This is a genomic window from Bythopirellula goksoeyrii (assembly GCF_008065115.1).
GTDB lineage: Bacteria > Planctomycetota > Planctomycetia > Pirellulales > Lacipirellulaceae > Bythopirellula > Bythopirellula goksoeyrii.
Genome location: NZ_CP042913.1, coordinates 1,099,061 through 1,115,116, shown reverse-complemented (window position 1 = coordinate 1,115,116; position 16,056 = coordinate 1,099,061). Strand labels below are relative to the sequence as shown.

The 16,056-nt window shown below is 54.0% G+C and carries 4 protein-coding genes; 1 reads left to right on the top strand and 3 read right to left on the bottom strand.

The window, feature by feature from the left end; genetic code table 11:
- Positions 1–233: 233 nt before the first annotated feature.
- The gene (locus Pr1d_RS04355; protein WP_148072383.1) at positions 234–8,303 is read right to left on the bottom strand and encodes an autotransporter-associated beta strand repeat-containing protein; all 8,070 of its coding nucleotides are present in this window, start codon (positions 8,301–8,303) and stop codon (positions 234–236) included.
- 534 nt (positions 8,304–8,837) lie between these two features.
- Here Pr1d_RS04355 and Pr1d_RS04350 point away from each other — a divergent pair.
- Positions 8,838–9,632, top strand: coding sequence for a helix-turn-helix domain-containing protein (locus Pr1d_RS04350; RefSeq protein WP_148072382.1), 795 nt, complete (start codon positions 8,838–8,840; stop codon positions 9,630–9,632).
- On the opposite strand, the gene Pr1d_RS04345 is transcribed toward Pr1d_RS04350, so the two are convergent.
- Together Pr1d_RS04345 and Pr1d_RS04340 are read right to left on the bottom strand one after the other, a co-directional pair.
- A complete protein-coding gene (locus tag Pr1d_RS04345) occupies positions 9,626–12,559 on the bottom strand; it encodes a beta strand repeat-containing protein (protein ID WP_148072381.1) in 2,934 nt (977 codons plus the stop codon). The two genes, Pr1d_RS04350 and Pr1d_RS04345, sit on opposite strands and share 7 nt — an antisense overlap.
- A gap of 47 nt (positions 12,560–12,606) precedes the next feature.
- The gene (locus Pr1d_RS04340; RefSeq protein WP_148072380.1) at positions 12,607–16,023 is read right to left on the bottom strand and encodes a hypothetical protein; all 3,417 of its coding nucleotides are present in this window, start codon (positions 16,021–16,023) and stop codon (positions 12,607–12,609) included.
- Between the last annotated feature and the right edge of the window lie 33 nt (positions 16,024–16,056).

Genomic DNA, 16,056 nt, shown 5'->3' with positions numbered 1-16,056 from the left:
ATGCTTGAGGAATGTGATGCGGAACGGGCTGTTCCTGCCCACACATTCGAAAGACCTTCCACTGGCCTCTCCAATTAAAACGCACTAAGGCGATCGCTCTAGCCTGCTCCACGAAGCATCTTAATCAGTCCTGGTAATTATTGCAACTTTGTTTGCTATCTCCCACGGCTCTAATATTTGACACGGGCAGTGATAAGAAGTCCCTCAAGCAATGTGGCTTCCCGCAGCGAAGTTCATAGCTGCCGCAATCTGGCGGCGGGAGACGCCACGAGGGCTACGACCAATGCAATTGCACAAAACAGGCCAGTAGGTTCCGGCACCGTGGTATTTGTTGCCGTCAGCGGCAATGTGTTTCCATACTCTGCCTGCCACAACGCCAGGTCGCCGCTATTGATCCCGTTGGGTGAACCACCCCGTTGCCAAACCAGAAAATCCCGACCATCGACGTCGCCGTCAAAATCAAAGTCGCCGGTGGTCACGGCGGTTCCCTGGAAGTCGCTTAGAATAACACTTGTGGCATTGTAGTCGACCTGGAACGAACCAGTTCCGCCGCTGGTGATATTAAGCCGCGCTCCGTCGGCGACATTGCCGAACTCGCCGACCAACGTACCGGCGGTAAGGATCGAAAAGGTGTCACTCGGAGCGGGCTGGAATCCCAAGATTCCCAGTTCCAAGTTGCCCGCCAGCGAGGCGGTGCTAGAGACGTTGAGCACATCAAACTGCCCTGCACCGGTTCCACCAATTTCGGCGGAGAATAAGCCGGTGATTTCTTGTACATAGGTACCTGTGAGATCCAAGATGCCCGCAGAGGTGCCTGGTGAGACAGTGTCCTGATTGATGATGTTGCCAAGAACGTCGCCACTGCCGCCGAGTGTGCCGTCCTGCACCAGGATGCCCGTGCCGGCGGAGTTGTCGAGTGTCCCGCCATCGACCAAGAGGGTACCAGTACCGATGCCGGCGCCGATCAGCACCTGGCCGCCGACGGTCATGTTGGCACTATTGTTGATGTTGAGACGTCCGATTCCCTGTGCTCCGACCGTAAGATTTCCGCTGACATCCCACATGGTTCCGGAATCGGTGACCGTGGTCGTGCCGTCGCTACCGTTGTTGAATCCGACCGAGAGCGTAGTCTGGTCGATGCTGCCTCCGCCGTTGAGGATTAGCTCGCCGCCGTTGACGACGGTGGCGCCAGAAAATGTGTGCGTCCCGCCGGCGAGAGTTTGTGTACCGGCTCCTTCTTTCTGAAGGTCGCCTGTTCCGCTGACGACACCACTAAAGCTGCCGCCACCGCCAGAGATGCCAACGGTCAACTGAGCATTGGTAAGATCGACCGACCCATTGCCCGACAATCCGTCGATAGTTTCGTTAAAGTTATTCAGGTCGAACACACCTGGCGCGCTTACGCTTAGGCTAGTCGAGTTTGGCAAACGCTCGGAACCGCCCAGTTGAAGCGTGCCGCCCGTGACGGATGTGGGGCCACCGTAGCTACTGACGGCGTTCAATACGAGTGTGCCGGTTCCCGCCTTGCCGAGCCCCCCCACGCCGGCAATGTTGGCATTGTGGGTGAAGGTATTGGAACCCGGCACATTAAAGGTACCGCCGCCTGCATTCATGGTCGTCGCGCGGGCGGTGCTAAAGTTCCCTAACGTCGTCAACGTGCCACCGTCGAAACTCAGTGGTCCGGCCGCGTTGCCAAGGTTGGCGTTGAAGCCAATCTCGATGGAGCCGCCGTTGATGGCCGTACCTCCCATGTAGGTGTTGACGCCGGCCAAGATCAGATTCCCGGCGCCGATTTTGGCCACGCCACCTGTCCCGTCGATGGTTCCATCGAAATCACCACCGGCAGCACCTACGGTCAGAGTGGCAGTTCCCAAATGGATGTCGCCGCTCCCTTCGAGTCCCCCGATCGTATCGCTGATGTCGTTCAAGTCGAGTCCCTCGCCCATCGATCCACTGGCCTCGACCGTGACGTATGACGCGTCAGGAATACGACCCGCACCGTCGAGTCTGAGAATGCCACTATTAACGATCGTGTCCCCCGTGTAGGTATTGTCTGCGGCAAGAGTGAGTGTGCCCTGGCCATTCTTGCGTAAGAAGCCGGCACCATCGATGACGCCGGAGAACGTCACGAGGGAATTATCTCCAACAGTGTTGACCGTGCCGCCACCAGCGTTGAGGGTAACCAACCGGGAGGTTGAAACGCCATTGTTGCCGGCAACCTGCAAGGTGCCTCCGTCGAAGCTCAGCGGTCCACCAGGATCACCAAGATTGTCGTCTTCCTCAATATCCAGCGTGCCGCCGTTGATCTGTGTTCCTCCAGTATACGTGTTGGGGAAGGTGTCCTCGCCGACCTCATTGAGTCGTAAAAACTGTGTGCCAATTCCAACCTTAACGAGCGAGCCGGTTTCGCTGATCGTACCGCTAAACGTCCCACCGCCGTCGTCACTGCCTACGGTGAGTTCACCAGAGCCGAGGGTGACATCACCGCTACCGCTGAGTCCGTCGATCGCATCGCTAACATTGTTGAGATCCCAGGTGGCGCTAGCAGCCACATCGACATCCGTTGTATCCGGCAATCTGCCGCCACTGTTGAGTCGTAGCAGTCCACTTTGAATGTTCGTGCCGCTGGAATACGTGTTAGCGGTTCCGAGCAGGAGGTTGCCGCTACCTGTCTTGTTCAAGGATCCGGCGGGTCCGTTCACGCCATCTTCGATCACGCCATTTTGTGTGAGCGAGAAACCTCCCGCAACTTCGATGGTTCCACCATTTTGATTGAGTTGGACGACTCGAGAATTACTAAACGTGCCGTCAACAAACCAAGTTCCGCCGCCGAAAGCGATCGCGTTCGAGCTACTTCCAAGCTGGTTGGAAGCATTGACCGAGAGTTTGCCCTGGTTGATATGAATTGGCGCGATGAACGTATTCGCGCTGCCAAGCCGCATTTCGCCAAGTCCGGTCTTGACGAAAGGATTGGCGCCGGCATTGCCCTGAATGGTGCCGTTGTGCGTATGGTCGGCACCGGGCAGTACCTCATCGACATCGAAAGTTGCGCCACTAGGTCCGATAGTAGTGACTCGCGAGGTGGTGAAGTTGTTGCTGGTGTGCAACGTCGCTCCATCGATCGTGAGTTGTCCGCTGGCGGTGCCTAAATTGAAATTGAAGCCGACGCTCAACACGCCCCCGAGAAGGTTAGTTCCATCGTAGGAAGAGATACCACTGAGAGTGAGCGTGCCGTCGCCCGTTTTTGTCAGCTCGCCTACACCGGCGATATTGCCGCCAATGCCGAGAGTCGTAGCAGCGTCGACTTCAATAGTGCCATCACCCGAGTTCACCGTCATTTCGCGGACCATGTTGGGGATGTTGGCGGTGGTGTGAAGGGTACCGCCATCGAAGGTAACCTGACCGCCGAGTTCGCCGAGGTTGGCGTCTTGAGAAATCTCCAGCGTTCCGTCGTTGATCTCGGTACCGCCGGCATAAGTGTTTGCGCCTGAGAAGACCTGCGTGCCGGCTCCTTCCTTGACAATCTCACCCCCGATGCCAGTGCCGCTGATGATACCACTAAAGTTGCCGGCGCCATTGTCGGCACCAATCGTGAGTGTGCCGTTGCCCAAAGCGACAGAGCCGCTTCCGCTGAGCGAATCGATCGTGTCGACGAGATCGGTCAGGTCGAAGGTGCCCTGAGCCGCGAGCAAGACATCGGTAGTATCAGCAAGTTGACCGGCACCCGAAAGCTGTAGCGTTCCCGCAAAGATATTTGTTGCACCAGAGTAAGTGTTTGATTGAGTAAGTTCGAGAGTGCCCGTTTCTCTTTTAAATAGTGGGCCCGCACCAGCAATTGGACTCGTAAATGTAAGAGTCGTCCCCGGCGCGGTTTCAAAGGAACCAGAAACGATGGTCGTAGTACGTCCAGTGGAAAACGTCGTGTTCGTGCGAAGTGTCCCGTCACTAAGCAATAGAGTAGAGGAAGGGTCACCAAGGCTAGCATCGTTTGTGATTTCAAGCTTCCCTTCTAATACCTGTGTGCTCCCAACATAAGTATTGGCTCCACTGAGAATTTGCGTACCAGGACCGATCTTCACAAAAGACCCCGTCTCTTGAATCGAACCACTGAAGTCGCCATCACCATCGTTGCTGCCGACGGTGAGTGTGCCCCCACCTAACAGGACCGTACCACCCCCGAATAAGCCGTCGATCGCGTCACTCACCCCGTTAAGGTCCCAGACGTCTCCCGCACCATCTACAGTCACGTCGAAGGCATCGGGGAGTTCTCCCGAACCAAATTGAAGTGTACCAGCATTGATGATCGTATTCCCTGCATGGGTGGCTGGGGCTGTCAACAGGAGCGTTCCTGTCCCACTCTTGGTCAGTGTCCCCGTCCCACCGATTCCAATAGCTTGCGTGAGAGTCTGAGAGCCTGCCACAGTAATTCCCCCACCTCCATCCAATGTGACTGAGTGCAAGTTGGTAAAAGTGCCTGTCGAATTGAGCACGGAACCATTCATTAAGGTGACTCCGCCGGCGTTGGCACCAAGGTTCAAATTGGACGAGACCGTAAGAGTGCCAGTTTCGACGATGGTCCCCCCGGTGTAAGTGTTGTTGTTCGTGAGTACTAAGGCACCGAGCCCAGCATTTCCACTCTTGATGAGTGTACCGTCTCCTTCTACAAGACCTGCAATTGTCGTGAGGTTAAGGCCTCCTTCTGTGGCGATCGTACCTTCGTCTGCAAATAAATACACATTGCGATTAATTGCTACGGTGTTTGCTGTTTCTAAGATTCCGTTATTGATAATCAAAGGCGAACCGAGATTTCCAAGATTTGCATCGCTAGAGATCGCCAGAGTGCCGCCGTCAATACGGGTGCCAGCAGAATAGGTATTGGTTCCGCTCAAAGTCAGACGATGATTTCCATCTTTAATAAAGAGCCCATTACCGCTGATGACACCCGAAAAAGTGGTGTCCGGAGAGTTCGCGCCAACAGTCAACTCGGCAAAACCATTCAACTGGATTGAGCCCGCACCTGCGATCGTCGCCACACTGTCGTCAAGGCCGTTGAGGTTCCAGGTAGCGCCGCTGTCGACTGTAACATTAGTTCCCGTGGCTAAGCTTCCACTGCCGGAGAATTGGAGGAGACCGCCATTGACGTTCATATTTTGGGGCGACGCCGAAGCCGTGAGCAAAAGCGTGCCGGAGTCGGTCTTATTAAGCGTCGATAGCCCGCCGAAGACGGTCCCCGACTGGGTGAGTGTGACACCAGGATCGACGTTAATTGTGCCTGAGACACCGATATCGAATAAAATCTGCCGTGAATTGGTAAACGACCCAGTCACTTCCCAGGTTCCACCACCAAAGCTGATATTGCCGCTGCCCAGATTGGCTGTGCTGGCGGTTCTGAGGACACCCCCATCGAATGAAGTAGTGCCAGAATAGGTATTATTCCCCGAAAGTGTCTGAGTGCCGCTCCCTACCTTGGTCAAAGCACCCGTCTCCGAAATATTTCCGCTGAACGTGCCGCTGCCGTTATTGCTGCCAATGGTGAGCGTATTGGAGCTACCTGCGCCCAAGGTGACAGCCCCCGCACCGGTCAAGGCATCGATCGCATCGGAGACATTATTCAGGTCAAAAGTTGCGCCAGAAGTAACGTTGACATCGGTCGCATCAGCGAGACGACCTGCTCCAGAGAGCATAATGGTTCCACCGTTGATGGAGGTAGATCCCGTATAGGTGTTGCTGCCGGATAAAGTAAGCACGCCGTTGCCCGCCTTACTGAACTGGCCATTGGCACCGGAAATGATGCCGCTAAACGATGAACTGGAATTGTCCAGTCCGACTTCAAGAAGTTGGCCACTGGCGATCGTCACGTTTCCAACACCGTTCAAAGCGTCTATTCCTTCAGTCTGCGTGAGGGAGAAGGTCGCACCCCCAGCAACAGTCACATCCGTTGAGTTAGCAACGGTATCGCCCGAACCAAATTGAAAAGTACCACCTGTAATGTTGATCAGGCCTCCAAAGCCCGAGCTGGCACTGCTGAGTACAAAAGTGCCCCCACCAGTTTTATTCAGGGTCGTGGTCGAATCCCCAGTGATAAAGTCCGATTGGGTAAGGGTGGTAGACGTATCTACCTCGAATGTTGCGGAATTGAAAGGCCCAATGAACACCTCACGAACATTGTCAAACGAACCAGTGGTTTGGAGTGTTCCCCCAAAGAAAACGATGTTTGCTCCTGTGTTGCCAAGATTATTACTCGCGCCAACCGAAAGAGTTCCACCCGAAAGTGAGAGTTCCCCACTGAAGGTGTTATTTCCAGTGAGTACCAAAGTGTGAGAACCGTTTTTCGCCAGACTGCCCGTACCGGTGATCGAACCGCTGAACGTACGGGTTGAGGCGCTGTTCTCAACGACGGTGAGCGTGCCGCTTCCCAAGGTAATCAAGCCACTACCGGTGATCGAATCAACAGCCTCAGTGAAATTATTGAGATCGAAAGTACCCGACCCATTCACCACCAAGTCGGAAGAATTGCTGATGCGATTTGCACTGCCAAGCCGCAACGTGCCGCCGTTGATCGTCGTCACGCCTGTGTACGTATTACTCCCACCGAGGACCATCGTGTGAGTGCCGGACTTAGTCAATCGCCCCCCTGAGCCGGTGATTGCTCCATTGTATGTGTAGGTGGATACGGAATTCTCATCGACCGTTATGATGCCTCCATCGGTGGCAACAGTCCCACCGGTTCCCGAGAGAGTATCGACGGTTTCGGAAAACCCATTGAGATCAAAAGTAGCACCCGCCAGAAGGGTAATATCCGAGGCATCGTTGATGCGGTTACTACTACTAATGGCGAGAATCCCGTCGTTAATGTTGATGTCACCAGTATGTGAATTACTAGCGTTCAAGCTCAGTGTGCCGTTGCCTAGTTTGGTGAAATTACTACTCCCTGAAATCACTCCCGACTGGGTGAGTGTGTCGCTGGTGTCCACGTTGATGACTGCCGTTGATGAATTGATTAGGATCGGTCTGGCATTGGTAAATGACGCGGTGGCTTGGAGAGTGCCGCTGCCCAACTCAATATTGCCACTGCCAAGATTTCCTGCACTGCTAACCTGTAGGGTGCCAGCGTTAATATCTAACAGCGTAAAGGTGTTGTTGCCACCTAACGAAAGCGTACCGGCACCGTTTTTCTGCATTTCGCCAGATTCGAGGATGTTGCCGGTGAAGTTCCGTGTTCCGGCGGTTTCATCGACCGTGAGAACGGCACCTCCCAGAAGGATCGTGCCTGCGCCAGAGATCGAATCGACTTGATTGCTGATGCCGTTGAGGTCAAAGGTGGCACCTGAGGAAACACTCACGTCAGTCGAGCTAGAAAGTTGCCCCGAGCCATTAAGCCTCAGTGTACCACCGGTAATCGAGGTGGCGCCGGAATAGGTGTTACTCCCTTCAATGGTCATAATACCGGATTGGTCTTTAGTTATACCGCCGGTACCGAAAATCGTACCGAAGAAGCTAAAATTTGCTGTATCGCCAGTCGTCAGTGTCGCGGTTCCCAAATCGACCGAGCCCGATCCGGTTAGTCGGTCGATGCTTTCGCTAAAGTTGTTCAGATCGAATAGACTTCCACTGGAGACTGAGACATCGGCTGTGGTTGGCAAGTTCGAACTGGAGTTAATCTGTAAAGTTCCATCAAAGATATTGACCGTGCCGATGGGACTACTGCTGCCGCCGATGCGCACAAAAGTACCGTCGAAGATGGTCAAGCTGGTGTCATTGAGGATGAAGGCCCTTGAGATCCCTCCGTCGAAGAAGACGTCTCCCCCGCCAGTTGCAGCGATCGTAGAGCCTGTAAAATTGACCTCCACGGCAGAATCGAAATCGATAGTGCCATTATTCGGACGAATGCCGAGAAACTGATCTCCCATGTGGATGACAGAGTTGAATTCAAATTCCTGAGGGTCATTGTTGACGATTTCGTTATCGACCGTTAACTCACCTCCAGTAAGTATCATCGCTGAAGCACCCGTGTAGGAAGAGGACAAGGTGATCGAATCGATGTCGTAATCGAGGTTGTTGTTGAAGATATCCTGAATATCCGGCGATGTATCGCTCCCTTGCATGACGATGTCGGTGTTACTGCCGTTGGTGGGTGGGCTTGAAAATCCGCTCCACTGGAAGGGATCTGCCCAATTGCCATTCGTTCCTGTACCGGTCCAGGTAAAGGTGGTCGCTCGAGTCGGTACTGCCACGAGACAACAGACAAGTAGTATGAAGAGCACAACTGGCAAACGGCGCAATGAATTCAGGTAGCATGTCATCTTTCTAATCTCCCCAAAGAAGTCGTGGCGCAGCAGGCAAGCGGCCACAAAGTGAGTCGAAACTTGGTGTACAGCGAAAACACCGCGAAAAGGTCCAAAAGGGATAAACCCATTCTGGACGCGGATGTTACCTCAACTGGCATCAGAACAGAATTGCTCATGCGAAATCTCTTCAGATTTCTTCCGGTGGTCGGTTGAAACTGGCGGAATCGTCCGCTGATTTTTGCAGGCAAGTGCTATATCAAAACTAGTTCTTAAGGACTTGTCAACTATCTGAGCGACATTCTGGGCCGAAACTTCGATCTAGAGATTTGCGCAGATTCTGCGACCAAAGCCTTGTCAGGGCATCTAGAGTCTATTATCCACTCTCACAATGCAACTCCCCGGAATCGGGGATTAGGTCTCCAGAAATCCTCAAAAAAAGCTGTTTTCACTGAATGGATCGTGCTAGACTGCCAAGATAAATAATGTGGAAATAGCCCGATACTTGAGATCGGATTCCTCCTCGATAAATCACAGCTGGAGAGATTGGCCATGGCCCGATCTGAGAGACTGCGACTATCCGAGATCCGTGACATATCCCGTCTCATTGGCGAGTGTCGCGAACTAGGCCCGAATCCGATTGCGTGGCGACGCCACTATCTGGAAGGGCTAACAAAGATTATCGGTGCGCAGGTGGCAGTTGGAGGGACTTGGAGAATGACCAGCTCAGACGGTCCTCCGGAACTGCACGACAATCTTGAACTCGGATTCGCCAGCGAAGAACAGCATGCCATATGGCGGACCTTCATGAACGATGGGATGGTCAGTGCCAACTCGTTTCGTCAATTTGCTTCTCGCCCCGGCCGCCTGATCACCTGTACTCGAAAAGAAGTCGCTACCGACCGCGAATGGTATCGTTCGCCTGAGTATCAAAACTACATGCGACTTGCCGGGGTGGACGCATCCTTAGCTTCCTTCTACCGTCCGCAGCCGTGGAATATCGCGTCTGCCGTGACAATTCACCGTCCGATTGGCGAAGCACAATTCGGCCATCGCGAGCGCAAGCTGCTGGAGTTCGCACAAAGTGAAATCGGTCGGCTGATCGGGGTGTCGCTCGCCGGACCGGATGAGCCCTCCGAATTTCAGTTGCCCCCTCGCGTGCAACAGACACTCCATTGTTTGTTGGAGGGTGATGGCGAGCGACAGGTAGCCAGCCGACTGGGAATCAGCCCCGAGACAGTCCACCAGTACGTCAAGGTGATTTACCGACACTACAGCGTAAGCAGCCGCGCCGAACTTCTGGCCCACTGGCTCCGCTTCCACCGTGGAATGCATGGCGATCAGTAATCTCTGCCTCGCCACCCGATCAGATGGGTAGATAGCATTAGTAGCGTCAAGGCACTTGGTTCCGGTACGGCGGTTGCGGCTGGTGTCAGCGGAATCACACTGCCATACTGCCCCTGCCACAGCGCCAAGTCTCCGCTGTTCACACCATTAGGTGATCCACCCCGCTGCCAGACCAGAAAGTCACGGCCATCGACGTCGCCGTCGAGGTCAAAGTCGGCGGTGAAAGGTGACAGCACTTCGAGTACCACACTCGTTGCTCCGTAGTTCACATTCCACAAGAGTGGACCAATGTTTGGGAGGTTTTCGACTTCGAACGAATCCAGCACATTTGCCGCAGTGATGATTTCAAAACTATCGCCAAGCGAGGGCGTAAAGCCAGTCAGTAGGCTGACATCAAGGGTACCGCGAAGATCGGCGATGCCAGCGATGGCGAGGGTATCGAATTCACTGCCGGCCGATGTCCCTCCTAACTCGATGAACAGTGTGTTGGTGGTTGCCAGCGACGCGTTGCCCTCGAAGGCTACCTGTGCCGGGCTAGCGCCGGGAGCCATTCCTCCGTTGAAATTGGCCGTGCCGGGACCGAAAAAATTGCCGGGTCCGCTTACCATGTCGTTGAAGTCGACTGTGCCGAGTACCGTGACTGTCGAACCGCTGGTGTTTGTGACCGGGCCGTCTATCGTTGTGTTCACAAGAATCATGTCGGCATTGTTTATCAGTCCCGTCGCCGTTGTAATCTTCCCGCCGGTCATGTTGACCAACTCGTTGTTAGTCAGCTCATCCACATTCACATCGCTTGCCACCACAGTAAGCGAAGTTCCCGCCGGTACTAAAAGTTGCTCATCGACGATCAGTCCGCCCCCTGCAGGGATGATTGCATTGTCAAAGCCGAGTGCTTCATCAATCAAACCAGAGTTGGCACCAACTGTGTAACCTCCGGCATCCGTGAGGTGAAACGTGCCTTTGAAGTAGTTAACTGTTCCGCTACCTACGGTGGCTGTGGAGTCGAGTTTCAAGATGCCACCGTTAAGGATGATCGTGCCTTGATCCCAAATCGTTAGTGTATCTCCTACTTCCACAAGGCCATTGTCGAGAATCCGAAGTTGTGCATTGCCACCGATTGTACTGGAGTTCCCCCCGACATAGAGATCTGCATTCGTCCAGATAGAACCGCTCCCGGCGATCGTCGCCGTGCCATTCGAGTCGGCTTCACTGCCAATGAATCCGTTTCTGCTAGAGACAACTCCTCCTCCCGTGACTTGCAGCGTGCCATAGCCCTGCTGTCCGACAGTGAGGCTTGTTGTATTCGCCCACAGGGATCCGAAGCCATCGACCGTTGCAGAGCCTATCGCACCAACCTGATTTCCAATGATACCTGTAACATTTGAGGCCTCTCCTTGGTCAGTAATAATCAAGTCACCTTTCGTCGCGTCTCCCACCGAGAGAGTTGCGCTACTGGTCAATGTGGAGCCCATACCGTCGATGCTTATAGTGCCCTCGTTTGTAGGATCGAAATCATCAGCATCTATGAGGGTTTCCGGAGAAATCACATCTCCACCGTTCTGGATGCTCATGGAGCCTCCCAGAGGACGAAGCAGGCTCGTCAAAGTCCAGGTCGAAAAGTCCCCATCTACGGTGACATGACCTCGCGGGAAAATAGCACCTACGGAGGTCGAGGCATTTGCACCGTCTCTGATAGTAAAATCCCCAGTACCTAGATTCCAGCCAACGAGGAACGAATGATTGAGATTTAATGTAGCACCAGCCCCCAAGATAAGGTGGAAATGAGTGAAAGCCTCAATGCCACCATGATAATAAAAATCGGATGGAAGGTCGAACGAACCATTGGTGACGGTGAGAGTTCCGGCAGCGAAATCAGACGGCTGGATGATTCCATCGAATCCCTTGTTCGCATTGAGTTCACCTCCATTGAGTGAGAGAGACCCTCCCCCAGAAGTCGTTATACTTCCATTTGCGTTGAATGTGCCATCCGTGATATTGATCACCCCATTAGAGTTGATCGTTATTGGACCTGTGCCTGTAGAGAGTATGCCACCGTTGTTGACATTCACCTCTGCCGTGTTGCCAGATACGGAACTGCCCACGGTGAGCTGGGTGGCACCAGTTTGTGTGAAGCTGCTGGCAGCGATTCCCGTGCCGCTCACGGTAAGATTTGCAAATTGACCGGCTGTTGAGCCTGTTCCAACGTTGACATGATCATTGGCTATCACCGAACCACCAGAAAGTATGCTTACCACGGCACTCGAACCTGCAATCGCCGAATCTGCAAGATTGAGCGTGTCGGCAAAAGACGCCGTAGCATCATTCTGCACGGTCAGATTGCCTGTGCTGGACTGTTCGCCGATATCAATGGGAGCGGTGCCGGTGATGTTTAAACTTGATCCGGGTCCATCGACAAGAATCGTGCCGTCGCCCGTACTGACTGCGCCCAAACTGAGCTCCGACGATGTGACCGAGGAACCTTCCATGATGTTTAGGACGCCCTCGTTTCCGACTCTGAGCAACGTTGCAACATCGAGGTTGATGGCAGCCGTGCCTGTAGATTTGCCGAGTGTGAGGATGCCGCCGCTGGTGGAATTCGACACTCTGGTTTCGTCGGAGGACAAGGTTACTGGCTTGGTCGGGCCCGAAGTGAAGAACGTGTGGACACCGCCGAGCTTGTTGAGGATGTTGATCGTCACATCCGAGTTGAATGCGACGCCTCCAGTGCCACCACTAAACTGTGCGGTTTCTGCTGGGGTGTCGGGGACATTTGTCGGCAGCCAGTTGGATGAATCATGATAAGAGCCCCCATCGGGGCCGAACCAGGTTTGGGCGTGGAGTGATTGAGTTTCGAAACACAATTCGATTACCAACGCTAAACAAAATAGCTTGCCGATTCGACTAGGAAGGGTCTCGATCCTAGGCATAGCAAATTTCCCTCTCTAATTAGCGTTGAAAAGTACGCTTCCTATTCTCAACGAATCACTCGTTGCATGCAAGAAAATAATGCAATACAAGTTAGAATAAATAGCTCTTGAGGCTCTGGCACAGCATTCGCGTTAGCAGTTAGTGGTAAAACACTTCCATATTGTGCCTGCCAGTCGATTAAACTACCCACCCCTGGATTGCGCTGCCAAACGAGAAAGTCATTGCCATCGACATCGCCATCCTGGTCGAAGTCGGCGGTGAACGGTGAGAGCACTTCGAGTAATACACTAGTTGCTCCGTAGTTCACATTCCACAAGAGTGGACCAATGTCAGGAAGATTCTCGAATGCGAATTCATCGATCACGTTCGCTGCCGTGATGATTTCAAACGAGTCGCCTAAGCTGGGCATAAAGTTATTGAGAAAAGTGACATCGAGTGTGCCGTCGAGGTCGAGGATGCCGTTGCTGGTGAGCTTGTCAAACGAGTTGCCCGCCGTGAGCCCGCCGATTTCGATCTCCAAGGTGGCAGAATTGGCATACGTTAGATTACCGACCAACAGCTCCGCTGGGCTCAAGCCTGGGGCATGTGTGCCGGTGAAATAAACGTTATTCAACATGCCAATTCCTTTCACATAGCCGTTGAAGCCAATGCTCAGGTTGGAACTAGTGCCTTCGACCGTGCCGTTGATAATCGTCGGACGAAGAGGGTCATTGGGTGTGTCGATGTTGCCATCGCCAGTGATGGCGCTTGCAAAGTCGAGAACTACACCGTTTGCAGCTACAACTTTGCCACCGCCGATAACAGTAGTTAGCGTGCCGAGTTGGGCCTGGTTGCGGTCGAGCAAGATGATGCTATCGGCATCGACAGTCATGTTGCCGGCTGACACAAAGCCGTCAAAGGCATTGGCGTCGCCGAGGGTGAGGTCGCCGCCGGGGGCATAGATAAACGAACCAATCCCGGCCGCAATTTTCGCGTTCACGTCGCCCTTTCCCATTATTACGTCACCACCGCCGAGAGAGATTCCGTTGTCCGCGGTGATCGTGCCGCCAGAAAGGGTCGTTAGCGCGCCCAACTGGGCGAAGCCGGCGGACTTGAGCTTAGCAATCCTGTTACCCACGCTGAGCGTGCCTTCGTGCACAAAGCCCAGAAAGCTGAAAGGATTTCCTAGTGTATAATTGCCACTGGTCACGGTGATTGTCGAACCTGGCTGGCCAACTACGTCTGCTTCGACAAAGCCGGAGCCATCAACGGTGCCTCCGGTTGGAATGACAAAAGGAGCACTACTGCCCAGTACATCTCCATTGACCGTAACTCGTCCACTCAGGAAAGTGAATTCCCCCCCTGCGAGGTTGTTGAATGTTTCGGCCGCGAGGTGTCCGCCGTCGAGGATGAATTCGCCCGACACGCCGATGGTTCCTTCGTCTAAAGTCAGGCTGTGACCCTCCGCGAGCCTGAGCACGGCGTCTCCTGTGTTGCCCACCGTCAGTTGGCTAAAGTCTGATACACCATTGCCCTGCAGGTTTAATGTTGCGGTGCTATTGCCATTGAGCAAGAAGCTGTTGCCGGGATGGAACCCTCCTCCGTCGATGGTTATGGTACCGCTGTTGAATACAAACGTGCCACCGTTGTTGTTAATCAGCGAAGTGGTCGTGAGCGAACCACCGTCGACCGTGAGCGAACTGTTGGCGTTTTGGATAACTGTTGAAGTTCCAACGGTGACGTGGGCACCAGTTCCGATCGTCGCGGAACCGGTACTCGTTCCGCCGACATTTCCCAGAGAGAGGCTGAATCCCAAATCAAGGCGCGATCCGTTGCCGGTGACCGTTAAGCTACTCGTCGAGGCATCGTTTTTCGCAACGACTAGGTTGCCAGGTGTTTCAAAAGCGCCTCCAGAAGTAATTTGCATCGTGGCGTTGCCATCCTCACCAACAGTGGAACCACCGCTGCTGGTGGCAATCCATCGGGATCCAGCGCCTTCAATGGATACATTGCCGCTGCCTATGACACCAATTCCAGCATGCGTACTGGAAACTTTGGCGCCTCCCAATATGTTTAAAGTTCCAGAGCCACTCACACCGACTCGTACCAAACTTTCGTTGCTCCAGTGGCTACTACCTCCCGAAACATTGACAGTCCCATCACTGCCGCTGGCGAAGCCAATGTTTCCGGCTGTGTTCGATACTGTTGCCCCTCCTGCGATATTTAACGTACCGTCTCCAGAGTCAGCGATATTGAGGACTGAGGAATTGGTCCAAGTCGAACCGGCACCTTCCACAGTGACTACGCCAGTCGAACCGCTCAGATTGCCGATGTCGGCAAACGTGTTTTCGACCGCTGCCCCATCGGAGATAGTGAGCGAACCTGTTCCTTCCTCTCCAATACGTAAAGTGCTGGCGATATCCCACATCGAATCGTCCCCCTCAACAATCACCGAGCCATTGCCTGTGGAATCGTTGCCAACGATTCCTATTGAACTCACTACCCGGCCCCCGTTACGGACTTCCAACTCCGCGTAGCCCTCATCTGCTACGTAGAGAGTCGAGTCCACATCCCACAGAGAATTAGCCCCCTCGACCAGCACGCGACCGACCCCGGTGCTGTCCCTTGCGATATAACCAGTCGAATTATCAACGGAACCGCCCCCCAGGATCTCCAGCGTCCCCGTGCCTCCAGAGCCTACGTACATTTCCTCGGTGATACTCCAAGTGCCGGCGGAATCGACAGTCGCCTTGCCATTGGATCCCGACGAGTTGGCGATAGCGCCCAGTCTGCTTGTCACAGCGGCACTGTTTGTGACGTTCAGTGTGCCTCGACCAAACCCTCCAACAATCAGTTCGCTAATCACACCGGCATCGAGTAGATCGAGCGTCGACCCACTTCCTGAAACGTTGACTACGCCGATGCCGCTTGCTCTGTTCCCAATTAATACATCATCGGAAATATCGATATCCGCTCCCCCAGTGATATTCAGCCGCCCTTCGCCATCCTCTCCGACATAGAGGTCTCTGTCTGAGCCGTCCGTAATGTTCCAAGTTGAAGTATTTCCTGTGATGTTTGCCGTGCCGAATGAGTTCCCCGTAGTGCCAATGAGCACAAAACCGGTCGTGAGCGTGCCGCCAGACATATCGAGCGTCCCTTCTCCTTGGAGCCCGACGTCGAGTCTACTGAGAGTCGCTGTCGCGGAGAGGCTAGAGATTTCAATCCGCCCACCGTCTGAGATATTGACAATATTGCTATCGAGTCCTGCGATGTCGCTCGAGCTAACAAGCAGCAAGTCAGCAGGATCAGGTACCGCCCCCGGGCTCCAGTTCGCCGCGTCGAACCAGTCGTCGGTCGCGCCACCGCCAGTCCAATTGCGGACGACGCCTTGCGCTGTCGCCGAGTTGGGCGAAATGCACGGAATTACAGCACTAGAAACAAGGAGACAGGAAGTGCACAAGCTGAGCAAAGATTGGTGAGTCAAGGAAAGATCCCCCTAGAAAATTAAGGTATCGTT